Origin of the sequence: Nonomuraea sp. NPDC047529 (assembly GCF_040642995.1) — a bacterium.
In the GTDB taxonomy this organism is placed as follows: Bacteria; Actinomycetota; Actinomycetes; order Streptosporangiales; family Streptosporangiaceae; genus Nonomuraea.
The window spans coordinates 396,427-415,125 of record NZ_JBEYTJ010000001.1 but is presented as its reverse complement, the minus strand read 5'-3'; the positions used below and the strand labels follow the sequence as shown (position 1 = coordinate 415,125).

At 63.3% G+C, this 18,699-nt stretch carries 11 protein-coding genes and 1 pseudogene; 6 read left to right on the top strand and 6 right to left on the bottom strand.

Going from position 1 to position 18,699, the window contains the following annotated elements:
• Positions 1 to 61: 61 nt before the first annotated feature.
• On the bottom strand, positions 62 to 823 hold the full coding sequence (locus tag ABZ815_RS02120) for a hypothetical protein (RefSeq protein ID WP_357692990.1): 762 nt from the start codon (positions 821 to 823) through the stop codon (positions 62 to 64).
• A gap of 4 nt (positions 824 to 827) precedes the next feature.
• On the bottom strand, positions 828 to 1,055 hold the full coding sequence (locus ABZ815_RS02115) for a hypothetical protein (protein WP_357692988.1): 228 nt from the start codon (positions 1,053 to 1,055) through the stop codon (positions 828 to 830).
• Between the two features lie 916 nt (positions 1,056 to 1,971).
• On the opposite strand from ABZ815_RS02115, the gene ABZ815_RS02110 reads away from it, so the two are divergent.
• Together ABZ815_RS02110 and ABZ815_RS02105 are read left to right on the top strand one after the other, a co-directional pair.
• On the top strand, positions 1,972 to 4,584 hold the full coding sequence (locus ABZ815_RS02110; protein WP_357692986.1) for a hypothetical protein: 2,613 nt from the start codon (positions 1,972 to 1,974) through the stop codon (positions 4,582 to 4,584).
• 65 nt (positions 4,585 to 4,649) lie between these two features.
• Positions 4,650 to 5,588, top strand: a complete 939-nt coding sequence (locus ABZ815_RS02105) for a Gfo/Idh/MocA family oxidoreductase (protein WP_357692984.1) — start codon at positions 4,650 to 4,652, stop codon at positions 5,586 to 5,588.
• Between the two features lie 384 nt (positions 5,589 to 5,972).
• Here the strand turns inward: ABZ815_RS02105 and ABZ815_RS02100 are convergent.
• Positions 5,973 to 7,252, bottom strand: a pseudogene (locus ABZ815_RS02100) (IS110 family transposase).
• A gap of 552 nt (positions 7,253 to 7,804) precedes the next feature.
• Between ABZ815_RS02100 and ABZ815_RS02095 the strand changes: the two are divergent.
• Both ABZ815_RS02095 and ABZ815_RS02090 read left to right on the top strand, forming a co-directional pair.
• Positions 7,805 to 8,182 (top strand): hypothetical protein, encoded by a 378-nt coding sequence (locus ABZ815_RS02095; RefSeq protein ID WP_357692982.1) that lies wholly within the window; start codon positions 7,805 to 7,807, stop codon positions 8,180 to 8,182.
• Between the two features lie 60 nt (positions 8,183 to 8,242).
• A complete protein-coding gene (locus ABZ815_RS02090) occupies positions 8,243 to 11,995 on the top strand; it encodes a hypothetical protein (protein WP_357692980.1) in 3,753 nt (1,250 codons plus the stop codon).
• 82 nt (positions 11,996 to 12,077) lie between these two features.
• Here the strand turns inward: ABZ815_RS02090 and ABZ815_RS02085 are convergent, their stop codons facing one another.
• Together ABZ815_RS02085 and ABZ815_RS02080 are read right to left on the bottom strand one after the other, a co-directional pair.
• Positions 12,078 to 12,554 carry a hypothetical protein gene (locus tag ABZ815_RS02085; protein WP_357692978.1) on the bottom strand — a complete coding sequence of 159 codons (477 nt, stop codon included), beginning with the start codon at positions 12,552 to 12,554 and terminating at the stop codon, positions 12,078 to 12,080.
• A gap of 203 nt (positions 12,555 to 12,757) precedes the next feature.
• Complete coding sequence (locus ABZ815_RS02080; RefSeq protein ID WP_357692976.1) at positions 12,758 to 13,465, bottom strand: hypothetical protein; 708 nt, start codon at positions 13,463 to 13,465, stop codon at positions 12,758 to 12,760.
• Between the two features lie 539 nt (positions 13,466 to 14,004).
• On the opposite strand from ABZ815_RS02080, the gene ABZ815_RS02075 reads away from it, so the two are divergent.
• The gene (locus ABZ815_RS02075) at positions 14,005 to 14,346 is read left to right on the top strand and encodes a hypothetical protein (RefSeq protein WP_357692974.1); all 342 of its coding nucleotides are present in this window, start codon (positions 14,005 to 14,007) and stop codon (positions 14,344 to 14,346) included.
• Complete coding sequence (locus ABZ815_RS02070) at positions 14,343 to 16,769, top strand: tetratricopeptide repeat protein (RefSeq protein WP_357692972.1); 2,427 nt, start codon at positions 14,343 to 14,345, stop codon at positions 16,767 to 16,769. The genes ABZ815_RS02075 and ABZ815_RS02070 overlap by 4 nt, the downstream gene beginning before the upstream one ends.
• A gap of 394 nt (positions 16,770 to 17,163) precedes the next feature.
• Here ABZ815_RS02070 and ABZ815_RS02065 read toward each other — a convergent pair whose 3' ends face one another.
• Positions 17,164 to 18,498, bottom strand: coding sequence for a serine/threonine-protein kinase (locus ABZ815_RS02065; RefSeq protein ID WP_357692970.1), 1,335 nt, complete (start codon positions 18,496 to 18,498; stop codon positions 17,164 to 17,166).
• Positions 18,499 to 18,699: the final 201 nt, after the last annotated feature.

Below are 18,699 nucleotides of genomic sequence, written 5' to 3'. Positions count from 1 at the left end.
TTGATCCGCGACAGCGTTGACATCCCGATCTAGGCTAACCCCCTTCCACTCCCAGACGCCATCAGGTGTGATGCGGGGGAGCTACTCGTGTTCCGACCTTCGCCTTCGTCCTTTTGAGAAGCTCCGCGACCTTTTCGAGAGCGCGCGGCACCCTGGTTGCCGCCGACGCCGCGCTGCTTCCGCCAGCGGTGGCGGCGGCTGCCAGGAGGTCGGGGACGAGGTGACCGAAGGCGCGATGGGGATTGGTGGTCCAGGTATCCCAGTCCGTAATGGCCTTGAGCATCTCCAGGGGATTCTGAATCTCATAGATGACGCCTCGGGCGCTGTCCTCAACCTGGCGCTGCCAACCGTCGGGATCGATGGCCTTGCGTACCGAGGAGGTCTCCCGCAACCATCCCGCGAACTCGGAAGTGCTTTCCCAAGCGCCCTTGGCTGTCTCGGTCGCCGGGTTGCCGGAGTTTTGGTCCCGGTCGAAGGTCGACTGGAGCTGTTGCACAAGCCGGTCCCAGACGTTGCCGACCGTAGGGATCGGATTGCCAGGAGCGAACATATCGGAGTTCACGAAGACCGGCTGGCCGGCCCGGACCGTAGGATCGTGGGTCACAACGCGTTCCAGCAGCACCACGCGCCGGTGAATGTCGGGAATCTGCTGTCCGGCCCACCCTGCGATCTGCCTGACGGTATCGGCCGGCGCGGTGGCAAGGTCCACATGACGCAGCAAGCCCCAAAGCTCGCTTTCAGCCGAGTCAAGCGTCGACTCCGCCCTGCGTAACTCGTCCTCAAGCGCTCGGACGCCATCGGGCATCATGCCGTCGATGTTCACCGAACTACTCCGTTGTCCAGGCGAGTAGGGTACGGAGCTCATCGACCGCCGACGTACAGGCATTGATGAGGGCCTGCCGTTGTGCAGCGAGTTCCCCGCCGAACCGGTTGGCCGCCGGTCCGGTCCAGACACGTTGACTCATCAACCCCAGCGGCCGGTCCAGGCAGCCTTTGACCTGGCCGGTCAACGCCTCGGCCCGCCGTAGCGCCTGTTCTATCTCCTCCCGCATCATCGGACCGCTCCGTGGGGAAGGCTGCAGCTTGTTTCGGCCGGTGGCGCAGCTGGTTGAGCGTGCGCTCGGCAGATGAGGATCTGTTTCTGCGTCGCCGTCATCCGGGGATCCCTTGGATCATCGGAGGTGGGTATCGCTAAGGTCACCGTGACGATAAAGGGCAACTCGGGCTCAGTCGCCGAGAACTGCCGAACCGGCATAAGAGCCACATGCAACTCGAGTTGTGACTCTCCTTCTCCACGGCCCCACTGCGCCGTCGTGATCTAGACCGAACACTCAAGGAGAGGCTGCAGTGCAGAGCCACGATGGCCCCTTGAGGATCGAAGGACAACCTTAGACCCGCGTCCAAGTCATCTGGTAGACGCGCCTTGATCACGACTTTCTGTCTGCGCACGGATGGCGGGCGAGCAGCCATCGATGGCTTGGAAAAGAGGTGTGAGGCCGAGAAACCACAGGTCAGAAGTCGAAGCGTCCGATAGAGAAGGAGCGTCCCGAGATACGAACCCGCTTGAGGAGAGAGCGCGCTTCTCCGGATTCTTAGGCGGGCTGAGCTGCGTAAAGGACTGTTGAGCTGAGTGACTGACCTACGCGGTATCTGAGCCAGGCAAGGTGATCTCCACGTATGCCCACCGCCGGGCAAGAACAGGGCATAGGCGAGTGATCTACGCCGCCAAGTGGCTAGCCTCGACTACTCGCGATGGCCGTCACGGCGGAGGCGGCATGTGTCTGTGGCCGCCAGAGGCCAACGCCACATCGTCACTTTCGGTCGACCGAAGCTATCTTTTCGGCGGTAGGGCCAGAGGCTATGGACGGTCACCCATTTGCATCGCAGCATCCTCACGCTACCGTCTTCTGTTGGTGGGCTTTTAGAATGACGTCAGCGATGTATCCGTGCGAGGCTGGCCCGGGAGGCAAGATGGCACGCGTGAACCTCCGTGCTGCGTTCATGTCAGGGATGGCATCGACCATTTCGGCGCAACAGGTATTTACCGACCGTGTGGACGAAGTGAGTGCATTCGAGAGATCACTTAATGAGCTCCAACGGACTCTCGATGAGGCCGACGTGTCACCGGTAGCCGATCGCACCCAAGGGCGACGCAATATTCTGGCCTTCTATGGAGTCGGTGGTATCGGAAAGTCCACCCTCTCCCATGAGCTGGAGCGACAGTTCCTCCCAAAAGTAGCGGCCAGAAACCGGCACGACACTGTGTCCGTACGGATCGATCTATCAGAGGACGGCGCGACTGACCTCGAGCACCTTCTACTACGCATACGCGCGGGCTTGGGCCAATTGGGAGGCCATTGGCTTGCCTTCGATCTGGCATTGGCCTCTTACTGGGCTCGAGCTCATCCGGGGGAAGCCCTGCAGGAGTTCATTGACACTTTGCCAGCCTTGAGGCGAGTATCCCGGAGTGTCGCACTGAGCGAGCAGATTGCATCGAGCGTCGAGCAGGTCGTTCCTCTAGCGGGCCTGGCCCAGCGTGCGGTGCTAGGTGCGTATCGGGCCATTCGGGATCGCGTGCGGAGTGGACGACTATTGACGGAGTGCGAACTATTCGCAGAAATCATTGAGGCCGATGCTGACTATGAGTCACTCTCATTCTATCCATATCTTCTGGCGTGGGAACTGGAGCGCTACTCTAGTCAGAGAAGGCGACCTTGGGTGTGCATCTTCCTGGACACTTTCGAGGTGCTCGGCGACCGAATTGATCGCACGGTCGAGCGGTTCATACAGCGGTGCGCATATTTGATGCCTAATGCCCTGTTTGTAATTACGGGTCGGAATAGAATTGACTGGGCGGATAGCGAAAGCAGTGGCGAGCTCGACTTTCAGGGGCCCGAATGCTGGCCGAACTTGCACTTCACTAACAACTCGATCGAGCCGCGCCAACACCTTGTAGGCTATCTATCGGACTCTGATGCCGACAGCTACCTGCGTGAGGCACTTATTACTGATGACGAACCTGCTGTGCCCGCGGAAATTCGCCAGCGCATAATCGAAAGCGGTCAAGGACTGCCGCTCTACCTTGATCTATCTGTCTCGCATTTTCTGGAACAATTGGCGCGAGGCAGGCAACCAACGCTCGACGACTTCGGCGGATCGTTCACCGCCGTTGCTACTCGATCCATCCGAGACCTCCCTCGGGAGGAGCGCGATTTGGTTCGCACTGCCGCGCTCATTGACCGCTTCGACGCAGGCTTGCTTCGAGCGGGCCAGCCGTCCCTCGCCGACGGCTGGGTAGCACGGTTCCTCCGGCGCCCCCTTCTTACCCACGATGACGCGTACGAACTGCCCTACGCCCTTCATGCTTCGCTCCGCTCTGCGATAAAGGATGCAGACCGTGGGCTTCCGGATGGTTGGTCCGATCGTGACCGTGCCGAAGTCGCAGATCGGCTGCTGCGTCATCTGGGAACGCGACTCGGGCCCACAGTCGGCCGGGCTGCGATTGCTCAGGCTCTCGAATCGGGCTTGAGGCTGTCTGGCAAGCACGGCGTCTTCAATGATTGGCTGGTTCGGGCCACGCAACGCCTAGTGGAGGCCGGCCAGTGGATGGTGATCGGGACGGATCTCACGTCAGGACCAGGCGAAGGAGATGAGCTTCGCGCGCTTCAGGCAGCAATACGCGGCGTCCGATTGCGTCGAACCGGGCATGCGAATGAAGCTGTTCAAGTGTTGGATGACGCAGACGCGAGTGCTCGGCCCGAAAAGGTGGCGACACAGCTGGTGCGCATCCACCTAGCGCACGCGCTCCGCAACGCAGGTGACTACCGGAGGGCAGCGGAGATATATCGAAATCTACTCAGTGGCGAGTTCGCCGCTGCGGCACGCTATTGGCTATCCGACTATGACTTCCTTAACGGTCGCTTTGCTGCTGCTCTCGCCGCACTACGAGGCCAATCCACGCAGGACGCGGCAGAAGAGGGCGAGCGACTACGACTGATTGGTCACGTCTTGCGAGTCAACGCTCGATTCGATGAGGCCAAGGGGGTCTACACAGAAGCCATCGTCCTGGCGCGCAGGGAAGACCTGGCTGCGGCAGAAGCAAAGGCACTTGTTAACATGACTCAGACGGCCTGCTGGGTTGGAGACATGACTTCGGTGTCCGAGGCGGCCGAACGGGCTCGTGGACTGCTCGACCTAGTGCCAAACCCGGTTGAGCTCGTTAAGATTCGTTCCTCCGAGGCGATCGTCCTTGGCCTGACAAATAACGTAGACACAGCATACGAGGTCGTTCACGACACTCGACGACTAGCCGACCAGATTGGATATCGGGGGGGCCATAACCTCGCCGATGTCGCCGAAATCCTTCTCGACATCCTTACCGGTAATCTAAATGGCGCACGGAGGACGCGATCTCACCTCGCTGAGCGCACGCGCGCGTCTGGGGGTAACATTTACTGGATCCCCATCGCCTCCTCCTGGATCGAAGGTCCGGAAGAGGCGCTACTCAGTCATTCCTCGATTCAGTGGATCGATGACCCGACTGTCACGCTAAACCGTTGGGCAGCGATATTCCCCGTTCAATAAACATGCCTCATGAAGAGATGTGAGAGGTTGGCATTAAATGGATCTATCTAGGCTGGCAAGGTTTCATGTGTGATTCTATAAAAGTCGGCCTGGTTGGCGTCGGGGTTATAGCGGCTACCCACCTCGAAGTTCTAGCCAAACGGTCCGATATTGACTTGGAGTTTACTGTCGACTCCCAACGCGGCGAACCGGCCGTTTTTCGAGGGGACAAGCGACCTCACTTTTCTACTATCGATCGTGCTCTGGCCGCTCATCAACCTGATTTGATTGTCATCGCCACCCCAACCGACACGCACGCAGAAATAGCCGCACAGGCGCTCAGGCTCTCTAGGGCGAGAGTTTTGGTTGAGAAGCCCCTCGCGCATAACCGTGAATCTCTAGCACGGCTACTATCTTTGAACGCGTCTACCAACGCGAGTGTACGTATGTTCATCGCGCATCACTTCGCATTCTCTCCAGAGGTGAGTTGGGCAGTCGAGAAGCTTTCTGAGCATCCTGAATGGGGGCCAGTCACCGATTTCACCTCGGCGTTCTATGATCCATATGTTCTTCTCGGAAAGCATGCGTTTGACTCTTACATCTCTAGCTGGATGGACTCGGGCGTGAATCAGCTCAGCGTGCTGTCACGCTTCATCGACCTCTCCACGCTAACGCCACGGCAACAGATAGATGAGGGAGCGAGTTCCTGGTTCACGTATGAGCACCACTCAGGAGCAACGGTCGGCACGGTTCGGCTGCGTACCAGCTGGCTAACCGGGGACAGTAGTAAGAAGACCGCGCTATGGTGCGGCCATTCCGGCGTCGAAATATGGATAGACCATACATCAATGAGTGGCTTTGCCACTCAGGGCGATGAACTTCTTGCCTATTTCGGAACCGATGGCCGAACTGATCGCAAGACTGCCCATTACGTCCCGCTATGGGAAAGCCTACTTTCAAGTCGCCCAGACCCAGTGATTGGATTCGACGTCGCTATTGCTATCACCGAACTTCACCAGGCATAGGTGAGCCGCGAGATGCATTAAGTAGCGAACGGCCCTGTGCGACGGAGTCTGAGCAGCGAGCTGACAAACCTTGCCGAGGCCGAGCGTGGCGGCCACGTATCGCAGACTCACGATCGCAACTCGAGCACTTCAGTACGAGTGAAGCAGAGGGCCATGGCCGAGGGCCGGCGTTGCTGCTCAGCTGTGTGACGACGTCCGGAACGATCGGGCTGCGTGAGGCGGCCTCGCTGTGCTGCCCCTGCTGTGCAGCAGACAGCAGCAACCCACGTGTCCGGTGGCAAGTCGACCCGGAGCGCAAGGGCCTCCAGGTCCGAGACATCCGACCGGCGGCGATGTCAAGCATGCTCGGTCCGTGGTGGCCGGCGACGCTACGGCGGGCTGTGATCAACGAGATTGGGCGTCGTCGGCTGCCACGGTTCGCGGGAGTCTGGGGGCGGTGGAGCCCCCAGGGGCTGCGGTGGGGAAGGCGAGACGTTCGCTGTAGGGCTGGCGTGTGGTCAGGCAATGAAACAGGCAGCAAAGGAGGCGGTTGTAGAGGTTGCGCAGTGCCGCTGAATGTCGATCGCCGTGTTCTTTGCGCCGGTCGTAGTGGACACGGGCGCCTGGCGAGGCGGTCAGGCTGGCGAAAGCCCAGATGTAGCCGACAGCTGCCAAGCGGCGATTCTTGACCCGGCGGTGGACGACGGCCCGGCTGCGTCCGCTGGCGCGGGTGATCGGGGCGGCTCCGGCGTAGGCATTGAGGGCGCGGGCGTCGGCGAAGCGAGTGTGGTCATCGCCGATCTCGGCGAACAGCCGGGCGGCCGTCAGCTCGCCCAGGCCGGGGAAGCTGGTGACGATGTCGTGGTCGGGGTGGTCACGGAAGGCTGTGACGGTGGCCTGGTGCAGGTCGGCTGCGGCTTGGCTGGCGGCATCGAGAACGGCTAGTAACGCCAGCGCTTGCCGGCCCATTGCCTCTTCGATCGGGGTTGGTTGGCGCAGCTGGGCGTCTTGGAAGCCGGTGTGCAGGCGTTCGGCCCAGGTCTGTAGCTGGTAGATGCGGCCGCAGTCCTTGAGCGCGGCTCGCAGTTCGGCGATGGTGCGTTGGCGCGCTGTGGCGAGGGTGGGGGCGATCTTGAGGACTGCGCGGGCTTCGCGGCAGGTGATGCCGCCTTCCTGGCCCGCGAACAGCGTCAAGAAGGCCGGGTGGTACTCGCGCAGGAACGAGCGCAGCTCGTTACCGATGCGGTGGACGCGCCAGACGGCGTCCTGGTGGCCGCGCGCGAGCACCGCGATGCCTGGGCCTGGTGGCTGTCGGCAGGCAGTGGCCGGTGCGGTGCCATGTCGGTGCGCAAGATGTTGGCCAGGACGACGGCGTCTTGCCGGTCGGACTTCTTGCGGGACACCGAGTGCCGGTCGCGGTAGCGCGAGGCGCTGAGCGGATTGATGGCATAGACCCGCCGGCCGGTTGCGCGAAGCTGGGAGACCAGCAGGCCACGCGGGGTCTCGATGGCCACTGGGATCGGCATCTCGGCGGTGTCGCCGGCCTCGGCCAAGATGGTCAGCAGTTCCTCGTAGCCCTCAGGCGATTCGGCGATGCGTTGCTGGGCGATCACCGTGCCTGTCTCGTCGACCAGGGCGATGTCGTGGTGCTTCTCGGCCCAGTCGATGCCGCAGTAGACCTTCATGACGTTCCCTCCGTCTGCTGATGCAGCGTGCAGAGGTCCTCGCCGAGATCATGCGGCGTGCTAATGACAAGACTTGGTTGTCTACCATCCGATGAGCCGTCTGCTGACCTCGGCACCCGCGCAGTCCCGGCCTTGCTGAGAGCTGACAGCCCACGACATGAAGAGGGATGCCCCTGCGCGAGCGGCCCTCGATTCCGCTCTATCAGAGGCGGTCACACCCTGCGAGCCGGTTGGCCAAAGGCGCCGGTCTCGGGCGGAAGATCTCAAAGATCTTGCACCGGAAGTAGGCATCCCACGCGGCCCGGCCGGTGGGGCGTGACCTGCCCCACCGTCATTAGCACCGGAAGCGGCGCGGCAGCCTGACCTTTTCGCCTGTCAAGTAGAACGATCACTGTGCCGGGTGCCATGACCGGAACGTTGTGGGCGATTGCCGCTGTACGTACATGGTGTCTAACGTCGTCGTCACCTTTGTTGCCAGAATCGGCGCATTTGGCGCGTGGACCGGCACGGTGTTGCCATCGAGCATGTTTCCTGGTTTCGCAGGGATTCGGGATGGTTGACGCGGACAAAATGCTTGATATGACGGTGCAGCGATGGGTGCTGGCGGGGACGGCTGTGGTGGTGGCCGTGCTGGCGGTGGTGTTCGCGGTCTTGGGTTGGGACTGGGCTGATAAGGCCGCCTCGGTGGTTTCGGCGCTGGCCGGAGTAGCTGCGCTGGGGGTAGCGGTGTGGGCGGCGTGGCCGGTGGCCTCTGGCGGGGGAAGCGTTCGCGTCTCCCACACCGGGCGGGCCACGACCAGTGGAGGCGGGCGGGCCAATACCGGGTTTTCTGGACGGGCCAGCGCGGTGCCGGGCCGGGTACGGGTGAAGCGCACGGGGCAGGCGAGCTCCGACGACGGCGATGCCAACACCGGCGTTGACCTCACCTAAGCACCACAAGAACTGGGGTCGATGCAGAACGGGGATGATCGGCGAAAGGGCGATCCTCTGATGAAGAGCACGGCCCGGGACACCGGTGACGCGTCCGGTGGGACGGGCAGCTATGTCAACACCGGTAGCCATCAGGGGGATGTGTATCTGACAGATGCGCCGATGGCGAGGTCGGCCTACCGGGATCAGGTTGAGCAGATCTTCCCCTGGAAACTGGTGGGGCGTGAGGCCGAGTTAGCAGAATTAGCCAGGTTCTGCATCAGCGATCACGAGAGCGCCTATGTGTGGTGGCAGGGGGAGGCCTGGGCGGGCAAGTCGGCGCTGATGGCGACCTTCGTGCTGCATCCGCCGCCAGGGCTGCGGGTGGTGTCGTTCTTCATCACGGCCCGCTATGCGGGTCAAAGCGATCGGAACGCCTTCCTGGAGGTGGTAATCGAGCAGTTGGCCGAACTGCTGGGCCAGTCGATGCCGACGCTGCTAACCGAGGCCACGCGGCAGGGCTGGTTTGCCCGGTTGCTGAAGGAGGCGGCGCGGCGCTGTCGCGAGCGCGATGAGCGGCTAGTGCTGGTGGTGGACGGGCTGGATGAGGACCGCGGCGTGACGGTCGGCCGCAACGCGCACAGCATTGCCGCGCTGCTGCCAGCGATGCCTCCGGAGGGAGTGCGGGTGGTGGTGTCGGGGCGTCCACATCCACCAGTGCCCTCGGATGTCCCGGCCCGGCATCCGCTACGCGATAGGGCGATCGTGCAGATGCTGAGCCCCTCCTCTGCGGCGCAGGTGATCCGGGAAGATGCCGAACGCGAGCTTGATCATCTGTTGTTCGGCGATCAGAGTGAGCGTGATTTGCTTGGGGTGTTAATTGCCGCCGGTGGCGGTCTGAGCGCTGGTGATCTGGTGGAGTTGACCCGGATAGCAGCGGTGGAAGTGGACCGGCGGCTTCGAGCCGTTTCCGGGCGGACCTTCAGTAGCCGCGACAGTGCTTGGCGACCTCGGGAGGGTGCCAAGGTGTTTGTGCTGGCACACGAGGAACTCCAAGCCACCGCGATGGCCACGTTCGACGAGGCCGACATAGCCGGGTACCGGAAGATGATCCATACCTGGGCTGACGGGTACCGTGCTCAGGGCTGGCCGGTCGGCACTCCGGAATACCTGCTGCGCGGCTACCACCGCCTTCTTCACACCAGCGGCGATCTCGGGCGGATGGTGGCCTGCGCCACCGATCAGGCCCGGCTGGATCGAATGCTGGATGTCAGCGGAGGAGATGCTGCAGCGCTGGCGGAGATCACCATCTGCCAGACGATCATTTGTAAGCAGAGTGCACCAGACCTGGAAACGATGCTGCTGCTGGCTCGTACCCGCGACTTCCTGACTGATCGCAACGCCAAAATCCCCACTGGCTTGCCAGCGGTGTGGAGCAGGATCAGCAATCCGATTCGTGCTGAAGCCCTCGCCCGCTCTATCGCCAACCCGGACTCCCAAGCCCAGGCACTGGCCGGCCTAGCCGGCGCTCTGGCCGAGGCTGGGCAGTTCGACCGGGCCGAGGCCGTTGCCCGCTCCATCACCGACCCGGACTCCCAAGCCCGGGCGCTGGCCGGCCTAGCCGGCGCTCTGGCCGAGGCTGGGCAGCTTGACTGGGCCGAGGCCGTTGCCCGCTCGATCACTGATCGGGACTTCCGAGCCCAGGCATTGCGCGAGCTGGCTGAGGCAGGGCAATTTGACCGGGCAGGGCAGATGACCAACCGTACCGAGGCCATCGCCGGCTCCATCACCGACCCGTACTACCAGGCCCGAGCTTTGAGCGGTCTGGCCGGCGCCCTGGCCGAGGCAGGGCACCTCGCTCGCGCGGGGCAAATGGCCAATCGCGCCGAGGCCATCGCTCGCTTCATCGCTGGCCCGCACCACCAGGCCCGGGCGCTGGGCGACCTAGCCGGCGCTCTGGCTGAAGCAGGGCAGCTTGACTGGGTCGAGGCCATTGCCCGCTTCATCACCGGCCCTTCCGCCCAGGCTCGGGCCTTGAGCAGTGCTCTGGCCGCGGCAGGGGAGCTTGACCGGGCTGAGTCAGTCGCCCGCACCATCACCGACCCGTACTCCCAAGCCCGGGCACTGACCGGCCTAGCCGGCGCCCTGGCCGAAGCAGGGCAACTCGACCGGGCGGAAGCCGTCGTCCGCACCATCGCCAACCCGTCCGCCCAGACCTGGGCACTGGGCCGCCTGGCCGGCACTCTGGCCGAGACGGGGCACCTCGCTCGCGCCGAGCAGATGGCCCACCGCGCCAAGGCCGTCGCCCGCACCATCATCAACCCGGACTTTCATGCCTGGGCGCTAAGCGACCTGGCTGGCACCCTGGCTGAGGCGGGGCAGCTCGACTCGGCCGAGGCCGTTGCCCACTCCATCACAGGCTTGGACTTCCAGGCTCGGGCATTGAGCGCACTGGTCGATGCTCTGGCCGAAGCAGGCCACCTCAACCGGGCAGAAACCGTCGCCCTCACCATCCCTGACCCGGACTCACAAGCCCGGGCACTAAGCCGCCTGGCTGGAGCCCTGGCCGAGGCGGGGCACCTCGCTCGCGCCGAGCAGATGGCCCACCGCGCCGAGGCCGTCGCCCGCACCATCACCAACCCGGACTCACAAGCCCGGGCGGTAAGCCGCCTGGCCGGTGCCTTGGCCGAGGTGGGGGAACTCGACTGGGCAGAAGCCGTCGCCCGTACCATCACCGACCTGTCCGCCCAGATCTGGGCACTGGGCCGCCTGGTTGGCGCCCTGGCCGAGGCAGGGCACCTCGACCGGGCAGAAGTCATCGCCCGCACCATCCCTGACTCGGACTCCCAGGCGCGGGCGCTGAGCCGCCTGGCCAGCGCCCTGGCCGAGGCAGGGCTCCTCGACTCGGCCGAGGCCGTTGCCCACTCCATCACTGACCCGGAGTTCCAGGGCCGGGCACTAACCACTCTGGCCGATGCTTTGGCCAAGGCAGGGCACCTCGACCGCGCAGAAACCGTTGCCCTCACCGTCACCGACCTATCCGCCCAGACCTGGGCACTGGGCCGCCTGGCCGGCGCTCTGGCCGAGGCGGGGCACCTCGCTCGCGCCGAGCAGATGGCTTATCGTGCCGAGGCCATTGCCCGCTCGATCACCGGTTTGTCCGCCCAAGCCCGGGCACTGACCCGCCTGGCCAGCGCCCTGGCCGAGGCAGGGCAACTTGACCGCGCAGGGCAAATGGCCAACCACGCCGAGGCCGTCGCCTGGACGATTACCAACCCATCCGCCCAGGCCCGGGCCCTGGGCCGCCTGGCCGGCGCTCTGGCCGGGGCAGGGCACGTCGCTCGCGCCGAGCAGATGGCCCATTGCGCCGAGGCCGTCGCCCGCACCATCACCGACCCAGACTCCCAAGCCCGGGCACTGACCGAGCTTGCTGGCGCTCTGGTCAAGGCGGGGCAGCTTGACCGCGCAGGGCAGATGATCGACCGTGCCGAGGCCGTCGCCCGCACCATCATCAACCCGGACTCCCAAGCCCGGGCACTGAGCGTCCTGGCCGGTGCCTTGGCCGAGATGAGGAAGCTCGACCGGGCCGAAGCCGTTGCCCGCTCAATACGTGAAGCGGATTACCTCGTTGAAGCGGTTACTGCGATCACTGCTCAAGCGAATACACAGAGATCTCGTCAAATGCTTGCGTGGGCGCTGACCAAAGCAAGAGCCCATGCGTTGTTGATGGCAATTGCCAAGGTTGATCCGCTGGTGATTCTACGGCTCGCTGAGGAAATGCACCCCGCCCGCGCAGTAGGAGAAGGCCTTGGTAGTGGTGAGGAGCAGAGGTGATCGGTGGCATGCCGACCCGGAGCCACCTACTCCCCGGGAAACAGTCGGGAACCAATGACCTTAAGTGATGCGGTCGTGACATTCACGAAAGATCAGCACCATCCACCCGCGAAACCCCAAGGTAAGACTCCAGTGCCTGCTTGATGACCTCGTAGGGCGTGCAGGCGATCTGTCGCGCGTGCTCATGGAGCCATGCTTCCAAGTCGAGAGGGAGATACTTCGACCGGTTGTCGAGGTTCTCTAGCTTGGTGACCCAGCGGCAGTTGTCGGGCGAGTAGCCGAAGTCATTGTCGATTCGGTCGAGTTCCTTGCCTTCGACATAGCCGTGCCTCATTGCCCAGTCCCGGAATTTCTCGAAGCTGTCGACCCACTCCGTGCAGACCGTGATCCCCCGCCCGGAGTAACGATGGGCTCCCCTGATGTTGGGGTTGGAGCAGCGCTGCTTCATAGAGGACCAGGCCTGGTAGAGCGGTGTCCCAGACTCACCATGGGTGCGGCGCCTGGTCTGCCGGCTCTCGAAGTCGAGGCATCCGCAGCTTCTCGTGTTGTTGCTGCGCACGCTGCCCCATCGAAGCTCCTTTCGGGTCCGGTTATGGCAGGAGCATTCGACCAGGACCCAGCGCTCGTTCCCTCGCGCGGAGAGCGCCGGTCGGAGGTCCAGGACCTCCACGACCGTCAGGCGTCCGGAAGTGAACCCGACCCTGGCACCACGGCCAGGGCGCGGAACTAGATCACTCCTGCCGGTCGGCGTCGCTGAGGTCGTCATGAGATTTGCTCCCTCTCGGCGCGCAGCGCCTCGAGGGCCGCTCGGATCACGGAATAGGTATCAACGTCATCCACGGCGGCACGTGCCTCCAGCGCTTCGTGCAGCGGCGTTGGGAGATACCTGGCGCGGTTGAGTAGGTTCTCTAGATCAGTGACCCATCGGCAGTTACCCGGCTCGTACCCGCGGTCGTTGTTGATCCGGTCGATTGTAAGGCCGTCCGCGTAGCCGTTCTCCAGGGCCCATGCCTCGAACGCGCGAAAGTTCTCCCAGCCTGGATCCACCGTTATTCCGCGGCCGCCGTAGCGCTTCCACTTTTCAGAGGTCGGGTTTGAGCATCGTTCGCGCATGTTCGCCCAGATCCTATGGAGACGGTCATAGGACTTCCCGTGATAGCGGTAGCGGTCGTACGTCTGCGGCCTGCCCTTCCATACCCGCTCTACGTGAATCCTTGCCTCGGGGTCTACATCGAGGCTGATGTAGCAGAAACCGCATGCTGCGGTCTTGCGCCGCTCCAGATCGTCCTCCCGGACATCGTCTTCCCACTCGCAGTCAGGGCCCGTGCACCGCAGCCGTACGAAGTAACGGTTGCGCATCTGGGATTGCCCGCTGCGCCCCGGCACCAGCAGAGGGAATGGAAGCGAGACGACCTCGAAGATACCCAGCTGTGTACCTATCGGCAGAGGTGTGCGGTTTCGCGCTGGCATCGGGCCGGTTCCTTGGACTAGAAGGCGGAGGAGATTCGCTGACACTATCGGCCAGTCCTGACAATCTCTCCCCTCGATCGAAGATGCTGGAACCGGGGATACGTTCCGATCTCGTACCCAGCCGACGCCGGACGCAGGTCAAGCGGTCCTGTTGCTCCGCGATAGTGGTGCGGCCGTGACGTCCACAAACATGAGCTTGATCCGGACTCTTGCTCCCGCTTCCCTGACTCTCGCGTGAGCTACTGTCGGATGCTGTTCGACAAGCGCCGACCTTCCGCTTTTCAGGTGGAGCAACCACCCTGCCCGGTTGATCGAGGGCGTGGTCAGGCGTATGTGGACGGTAGCGCGGACGCGTCGGCGTGTGGGGACGTTGTGTCAACCGCTCCTGTCACGCCCGCCGCTGGGAGGCTCTGGGCGAGGCAAGTGTATGAGGGCCCCGTAGTGACCGGATGCTTCGAAAGATTGTTCTGTCTAGCGAGTTCATTTCGTTTTGCAAACATTCGGCGACAGCGTGTGGGGGAACATTCAGTATGGGTGGCATGGCAACACGGAAGAGCCCGTGGGTGTGGATTTCGGTAGTGGCTGCCGGACTAGTTGCAGGCGCGCTCGGCACGATCTTCACCGTCCTGGGATTGGAGGAGGCCGACCGACTGGCTAGCGTTGTAGGAGTGTTTGCCACCCTGGGAGGACTAGTGGTGTCGGTCTACGGGGTGGTGCTGGCCCGCCGCCAGGGCAACCCGCAACGCAATCCGCCCTCGTCTGCAGCACCATCGCCCAAACCGCCCGAAGGCCCCTTCACCGCGCAAGGGGAGCGGTCGGTAGCGGTTCGCGACAATTCCGGTGTGATCCAGACCGGCGATGGTTCCACCGCACAACGATGACCGACGAAACACCTGCCCGCGGCGTGGCCGCACATGGCCTACGGTCGGCGGCAATGTGCACCAACTGGGGCATCGTACAGACAGGTGATCACGCCAGCGCCACCTTCCAGCCGCCGCGACGACCGCTGCCGCAGGCTGCGCAGGTTCGGGTGTCCCCAAGCTTGATCGGGCTACCGCGCTGTGCCACGCCGACGTTCGTTGGCCGTCACTGTGCAATGGGCGCCTTGCGGGCGGCGCTAGAGAGCACGGCGGCGACAGGCGTGATCAGCCAGGCTCTGGTCGGCCTAGGCGGCGTGGGCAAGAGCGAGCTGGCACTGCAGTACGCTGACCGGCATCGTCATGACTACCAGTTGGTGTGGTGGATCGACGCCGAGGCACCAGCGCAGATCCAGGCGGGGCTCGCCGGATTGGCTCGCGCACTGACCTCCGCCACGGACTCAGTGGCCGCCGCCCAAGCCACTCAGGACGAAGCCGCAACATGGGCGTTAACCTGGCTGAGCGTCCATCCGAATTGGCTCGTGGTCTTCGACAATGTCGAAGACGCCGCCGATATTGAACCTTATCTGGCCAGGCTCTCCCATGGGCATGCGCTGATCACCACCCGACGCGACATCGGCTGGCAGGATTTAGGCCTAACCCCGCTACGGCTCGATGTACTGGACCGGCAAGAGTCCATCGACCTGCTGAGCCGCCGGATCGGGCCGCTCCCTGCGAGCGAAGCCGAGCTGCTGCATGACCTCGCTGACCAGCTAGGGGATCTTCCGCTTGCGATTACGCAGGCCGGCGCCTATATCAGTCGCACCCCCCGTGTGACCGTCGCGAAGTACCTGCAGCTGCTCAAGGATGCTCCAGCTAGAATGCACGCCGCGATCCCCGCTGGCGGCGACTCCGCGCGCGTTGTTGCCAAGGTGTGGGCGCTCAGCTATCAGCGGATCCGCACGGTCGACCCACTGGCGACCGACCTGTTGAGGCTGCTGGCATGCTTTGCCTCCGACAGCCTGCCCTGCTCCGTGTTGGACAGAGTGAACGACGCCGACGACATTGCGGTCGGTGAAGCTCTGGCCCTGCTGGCCTCGTACAGCCTCATCAACTTGACCCTCAACCTCCAGGGTCACTCAGCGAATGGCGAGCAGGAGGAGAGGGCAAGCGTGCATCGTCTCATCCAAGCCACCACGCTGGCGCAGCTCTCCGACAACGAACGGCAGGCAGCGCGTGATCAGGCCGCCGCACTGCTCCAGGCCGCGCTTCCGGAGGACCCCGAGGCACTGGCTAACTGGCCCATGTACCGCAGGCTTGTCCCTCACGCTCGCGCAGTCCTGCCCTTCGACTCGCCGGGCCTGCACTGCGTGCGGGACTTTCTTACCGCCAGCGGCGACTACCGCACCGCTCTTTCCATGGCGCGCCAAATCCACACTCATTGCATCCAGATGTTTGGCGGTGATGATCCGGGCACTTTGGCTGCTCAGCACGACATTGCCCTCTGCACGGGAATGACAGGGGATGCAGCCTCCGCTCGTGATCAGTTCGCTGTCCTGTTCCCAATCCGCGAGCGCGTCCAGGGATCCGATCACCCTGGCACGCTGAGCACCAGGCACGAGCTTGCCCGCTGGACAGGTGAGGCGGGGAGTCCGGCGAAGGCCCGCGACATGTACACGGCACTGCTTCCCCTGGAGGAGGGCTTTCTAGGCTCCGAGCATCTACACATTTTGATCACCAGACATGAGCTTGCCCGCTGGACAGGTGAGGCGGGACAGCCAGCCGAGGCCCGCGATATGTACGCCGCTTTGCTGTCTCGCGAAGAGGAGTTCCTGACCGCCGACGACCCTAGCCTGCTGAGCACCAGACACGAGCTTGCACGCTGGACGGGGGAGGCGGGAGAGCCGGCAAAGGCCCGAGACCAGCTCGCTGTCCTGATCCCGATACAGGAGCGCGTCCTGGGCCCCGACCATCCCAAATCCTTGAGCACCCGAGCAAACCTCGCCATCTGGACGGGTTATGCGGGAGACGAGACCGCCGCCCGTGACCAACTCGCCACCCTGCTCCCCTTCCAAGAGGGTGTTCTAGGCGTTGACCACCCCGACACTCTAACTACCCGACACAATCTTGCATTTTGGACAGGAATGACGGGGGACACGGTTGCCGCTCGTGACCAGTTCGCGGCCCTACTCCCTATCCGCGAGCGCATCCGAGGCGCTGACCACCCGGACATCCTGATTACCCGCGCCAACCTTGCCAACTGGACGGGTTATGCGGGAAACGTCGAAGCCGCCCGCAATCAGCTCGCTGCCCTGCTCCCCGCCATCAAGCGCATTTTGGGTAACCGCCATCCCCATACCTTGATCGTCCGCAACTACCTCGCCCATTGGACACGTCAAACAGGCTACGCCAGGCGTCCATATCTCAGGCGACCTCGGCCACGATAAGGCCGTCAGAGTACCTGGAGATCAGCTTAGTAGACGACTCGATTCGGCTACTCGACGGAAGATGGTCCTAACTCCTCGTCCCAGCCCGGATTTGGGAAACACGTCCACAGTCGAATATGTCTCGAGCGCCGACTGCAGGACACATGACCGCCCGCTTGCAAACGGGAGCCAGTCACCACCTGAACCTCGCGTCGCCCAGCTCAGAGGGCAGTTGACGAGTGGCAGCGTGTGATCGTGTGAGACCTCGTTGCTGTACTTCTTCGCTGTACAGCAACGGGCGCACGGTGGGGCACCAGCATCTGATCCAAAATGAGCCCGGACCGGTCACCCGGCCGACAATTGTGATCAACGATGTCACCGCAGACCCATCGCTGGGCTCAAGAATGTGATGCGCTCAAGTCGTGGTGCTTAGTACTGAACGGATGCGATGATCCACTCCCCGATCACTGGTGAGGCTATTGAAATGTGCGTGGATATCTGGGTTGCGCTCTAGCGCCGCAGCCACGATCGACGCGGCCTGCCCGGAGCAGGATGCGAGCCAGGACTGTATGTCGGCCTGGACTCGCCAGCGGTCCCAATGGTCAAGGTAGAAAATGCTCTCGGCCGTGTCTTCAAGAAGGTCCCACTCACCCAGTCCTTCGGCGTGACGAGCTATCACCAGCAGCCAGGAGACGAGTCGGTCCACGTCGCCGTACTCCAGAGTCACCGTCCCACTGTGCAGGTCGGGAACGCCTCGAACAATCTCGCGAACCGCGGCCGGATTCGCTGTGACCGCAGCGCGGGTCTGGCTGTCGTTGAGGTCAAGCAGGATCTCTATGTAGAGGTCATAGTCGCCAGCGTGCTGGGCGGCCATTTCAATCAGTCGCTCAAGCGCAGTCGCATCACCAGCCCGGACTGCGGTGAGCAGTTCAGTCCCGCGGCTGATGGGGTTCACTGGCGGGTCGTCCAACTCGCGCGCGACCAGGGCCAGTAGGTTGTCGACGTTGGCAGGGCGGCGTGCCGGGTCGGTAGCTGAGGCGACCCTGACGATGGCCCGCCACGGACCGTCAGCCGGCAAGAGTGGCACGTTTGCTCGTGGCTGCTCTCCGGTGAGTGCCCAGCCGATGATCTGACCAATGCTGTATATATCGGCTTGAGGACCGACGGCGTGCGCGTCGATAGATTGTTCGGGTGCGGCGAATCCTTCAGTGCCAAATTGGCCGCCGATTTGCGTGCGGCGCGGGTCGGTAGTCTGACCGCGGGGGCGTCGCCCCAGGCCCCAGTCTGCAACGGCCCATTGGTCGTTGAGCTTTAGGATGTTGTCAGGCTTGAGGTCACGGTGGATCCATCCTTTCTGGTGCGGCTCCCGCAGTGCATCGCATACGGCAGTGACCAGACCGCGAAGCGCTAGCGTGGTGCCCAGGACGGCTGCCAGCGTCTGGGCGCTCTCGCTTGCCAAAGGCATAACGAACCAGTCGTAGGTGGGGCTGCTGTCTAGGACAGGCATGACGTGCGGATGGTTTCCGAATCGCTGAGCTGCCTCAATCTCACGCCGCATCCGCGCCACGCCGTCCGGGCTGCGGAAGCGTAGCCTCTTGAACGCGACACGGCTGCCGGTGGCCTTGTGGGTGGCACCAAAGACAGTCGCCTGTCCCCCGCTAGCGACGGGTCTGGCGTCGAGTGCATAATCTCCTCGATTCCCGCGCGCGCCCGTCCGCACCGCATGGTAGCGGTCGTTCCCTTCAGACATCGGGGTAGCGGCTGGAGGTGTCACCGATGTACTCCCCGTATCGCCTAGCACGATTAGGGCGCCCCTTCTAAGTTCGTTAGCTGTTTCCATCATGTCGTCTTCAAGCCATCCGAAGAATGTCGCCGTTGCAGTAGAATATCGCCTTAGAAACTTCGGAGGGTGTCGCATCACCGGGTAGCTCTGAGCTGCAGCTTACCTAGA

Bases quoted from the DNA above. Each gene is read 5' to 3' on its own strand.
- ABZ815_RS02115 (WP_357692988.1), bottom strand. From the start codon at position 1,055: ATGATGCGGGAGGAGATAGAACAGGCGCTACGGCGGGCCGAGGCGTTG.
- ABZ815_RS02110 (WP_357692986.1), top strand. From the start codon at position 1,972: ATGGCACGCGTGAACCTCCGTGCTGCGTTCATGTCAGGGATGGCATCG.
- ABZ815_RS02105 (WP_357692984.1), top strand. From the start codon at position 4,650: ATGTGTGATTCTATAAAAGTCGGCCTGGTTGGCGTCGGGGTTATAGCG.
- ABZ815_RS02095 (WP_357692982.1), top strand. From the start codon at position 7,805: ATGGTTGACGCGGACAAAATGCTTGATATGACGGTGCAGCGATGGGTG.
- ABZ815_RS02090 (WP_357692980.1), top strand. From the start codon at position 8,243: ATGAAGAGCACGGCCCGGGACACCGGTGACGCGTCCGGTGGGACGGGC.
- ABZ815_RS02080 (WP_357692976.1), bottom strand. From the start codon at position 13,465: ATGCCAGCGCGAAACCGCACACCTCTGCCGATAGGTACACAGCTGGGT.
- ABZ815_RS02075 (WP_357692974.1), top strand. From the start codon at position 14,005: ATGGCAACACGGAAGAGCCCGTGGGTGTGGATTTCGGTAGTGGCTGCC.
- ABZ815_RS02070 (WP_357692972.1), top strand. From the start codon at position 14,343: ATGACCGACGAAACACCTGCCCGCGGCGTGGCCGCACATGGCCTACGG.
- ABZ815_RS02065 (WP_357692970.1), bottom strand. From the start codon at position 18,498: ATGTCTGAAGGGAACGACCGCTACCATGCGGTGCGGACGGGCGCGCGC.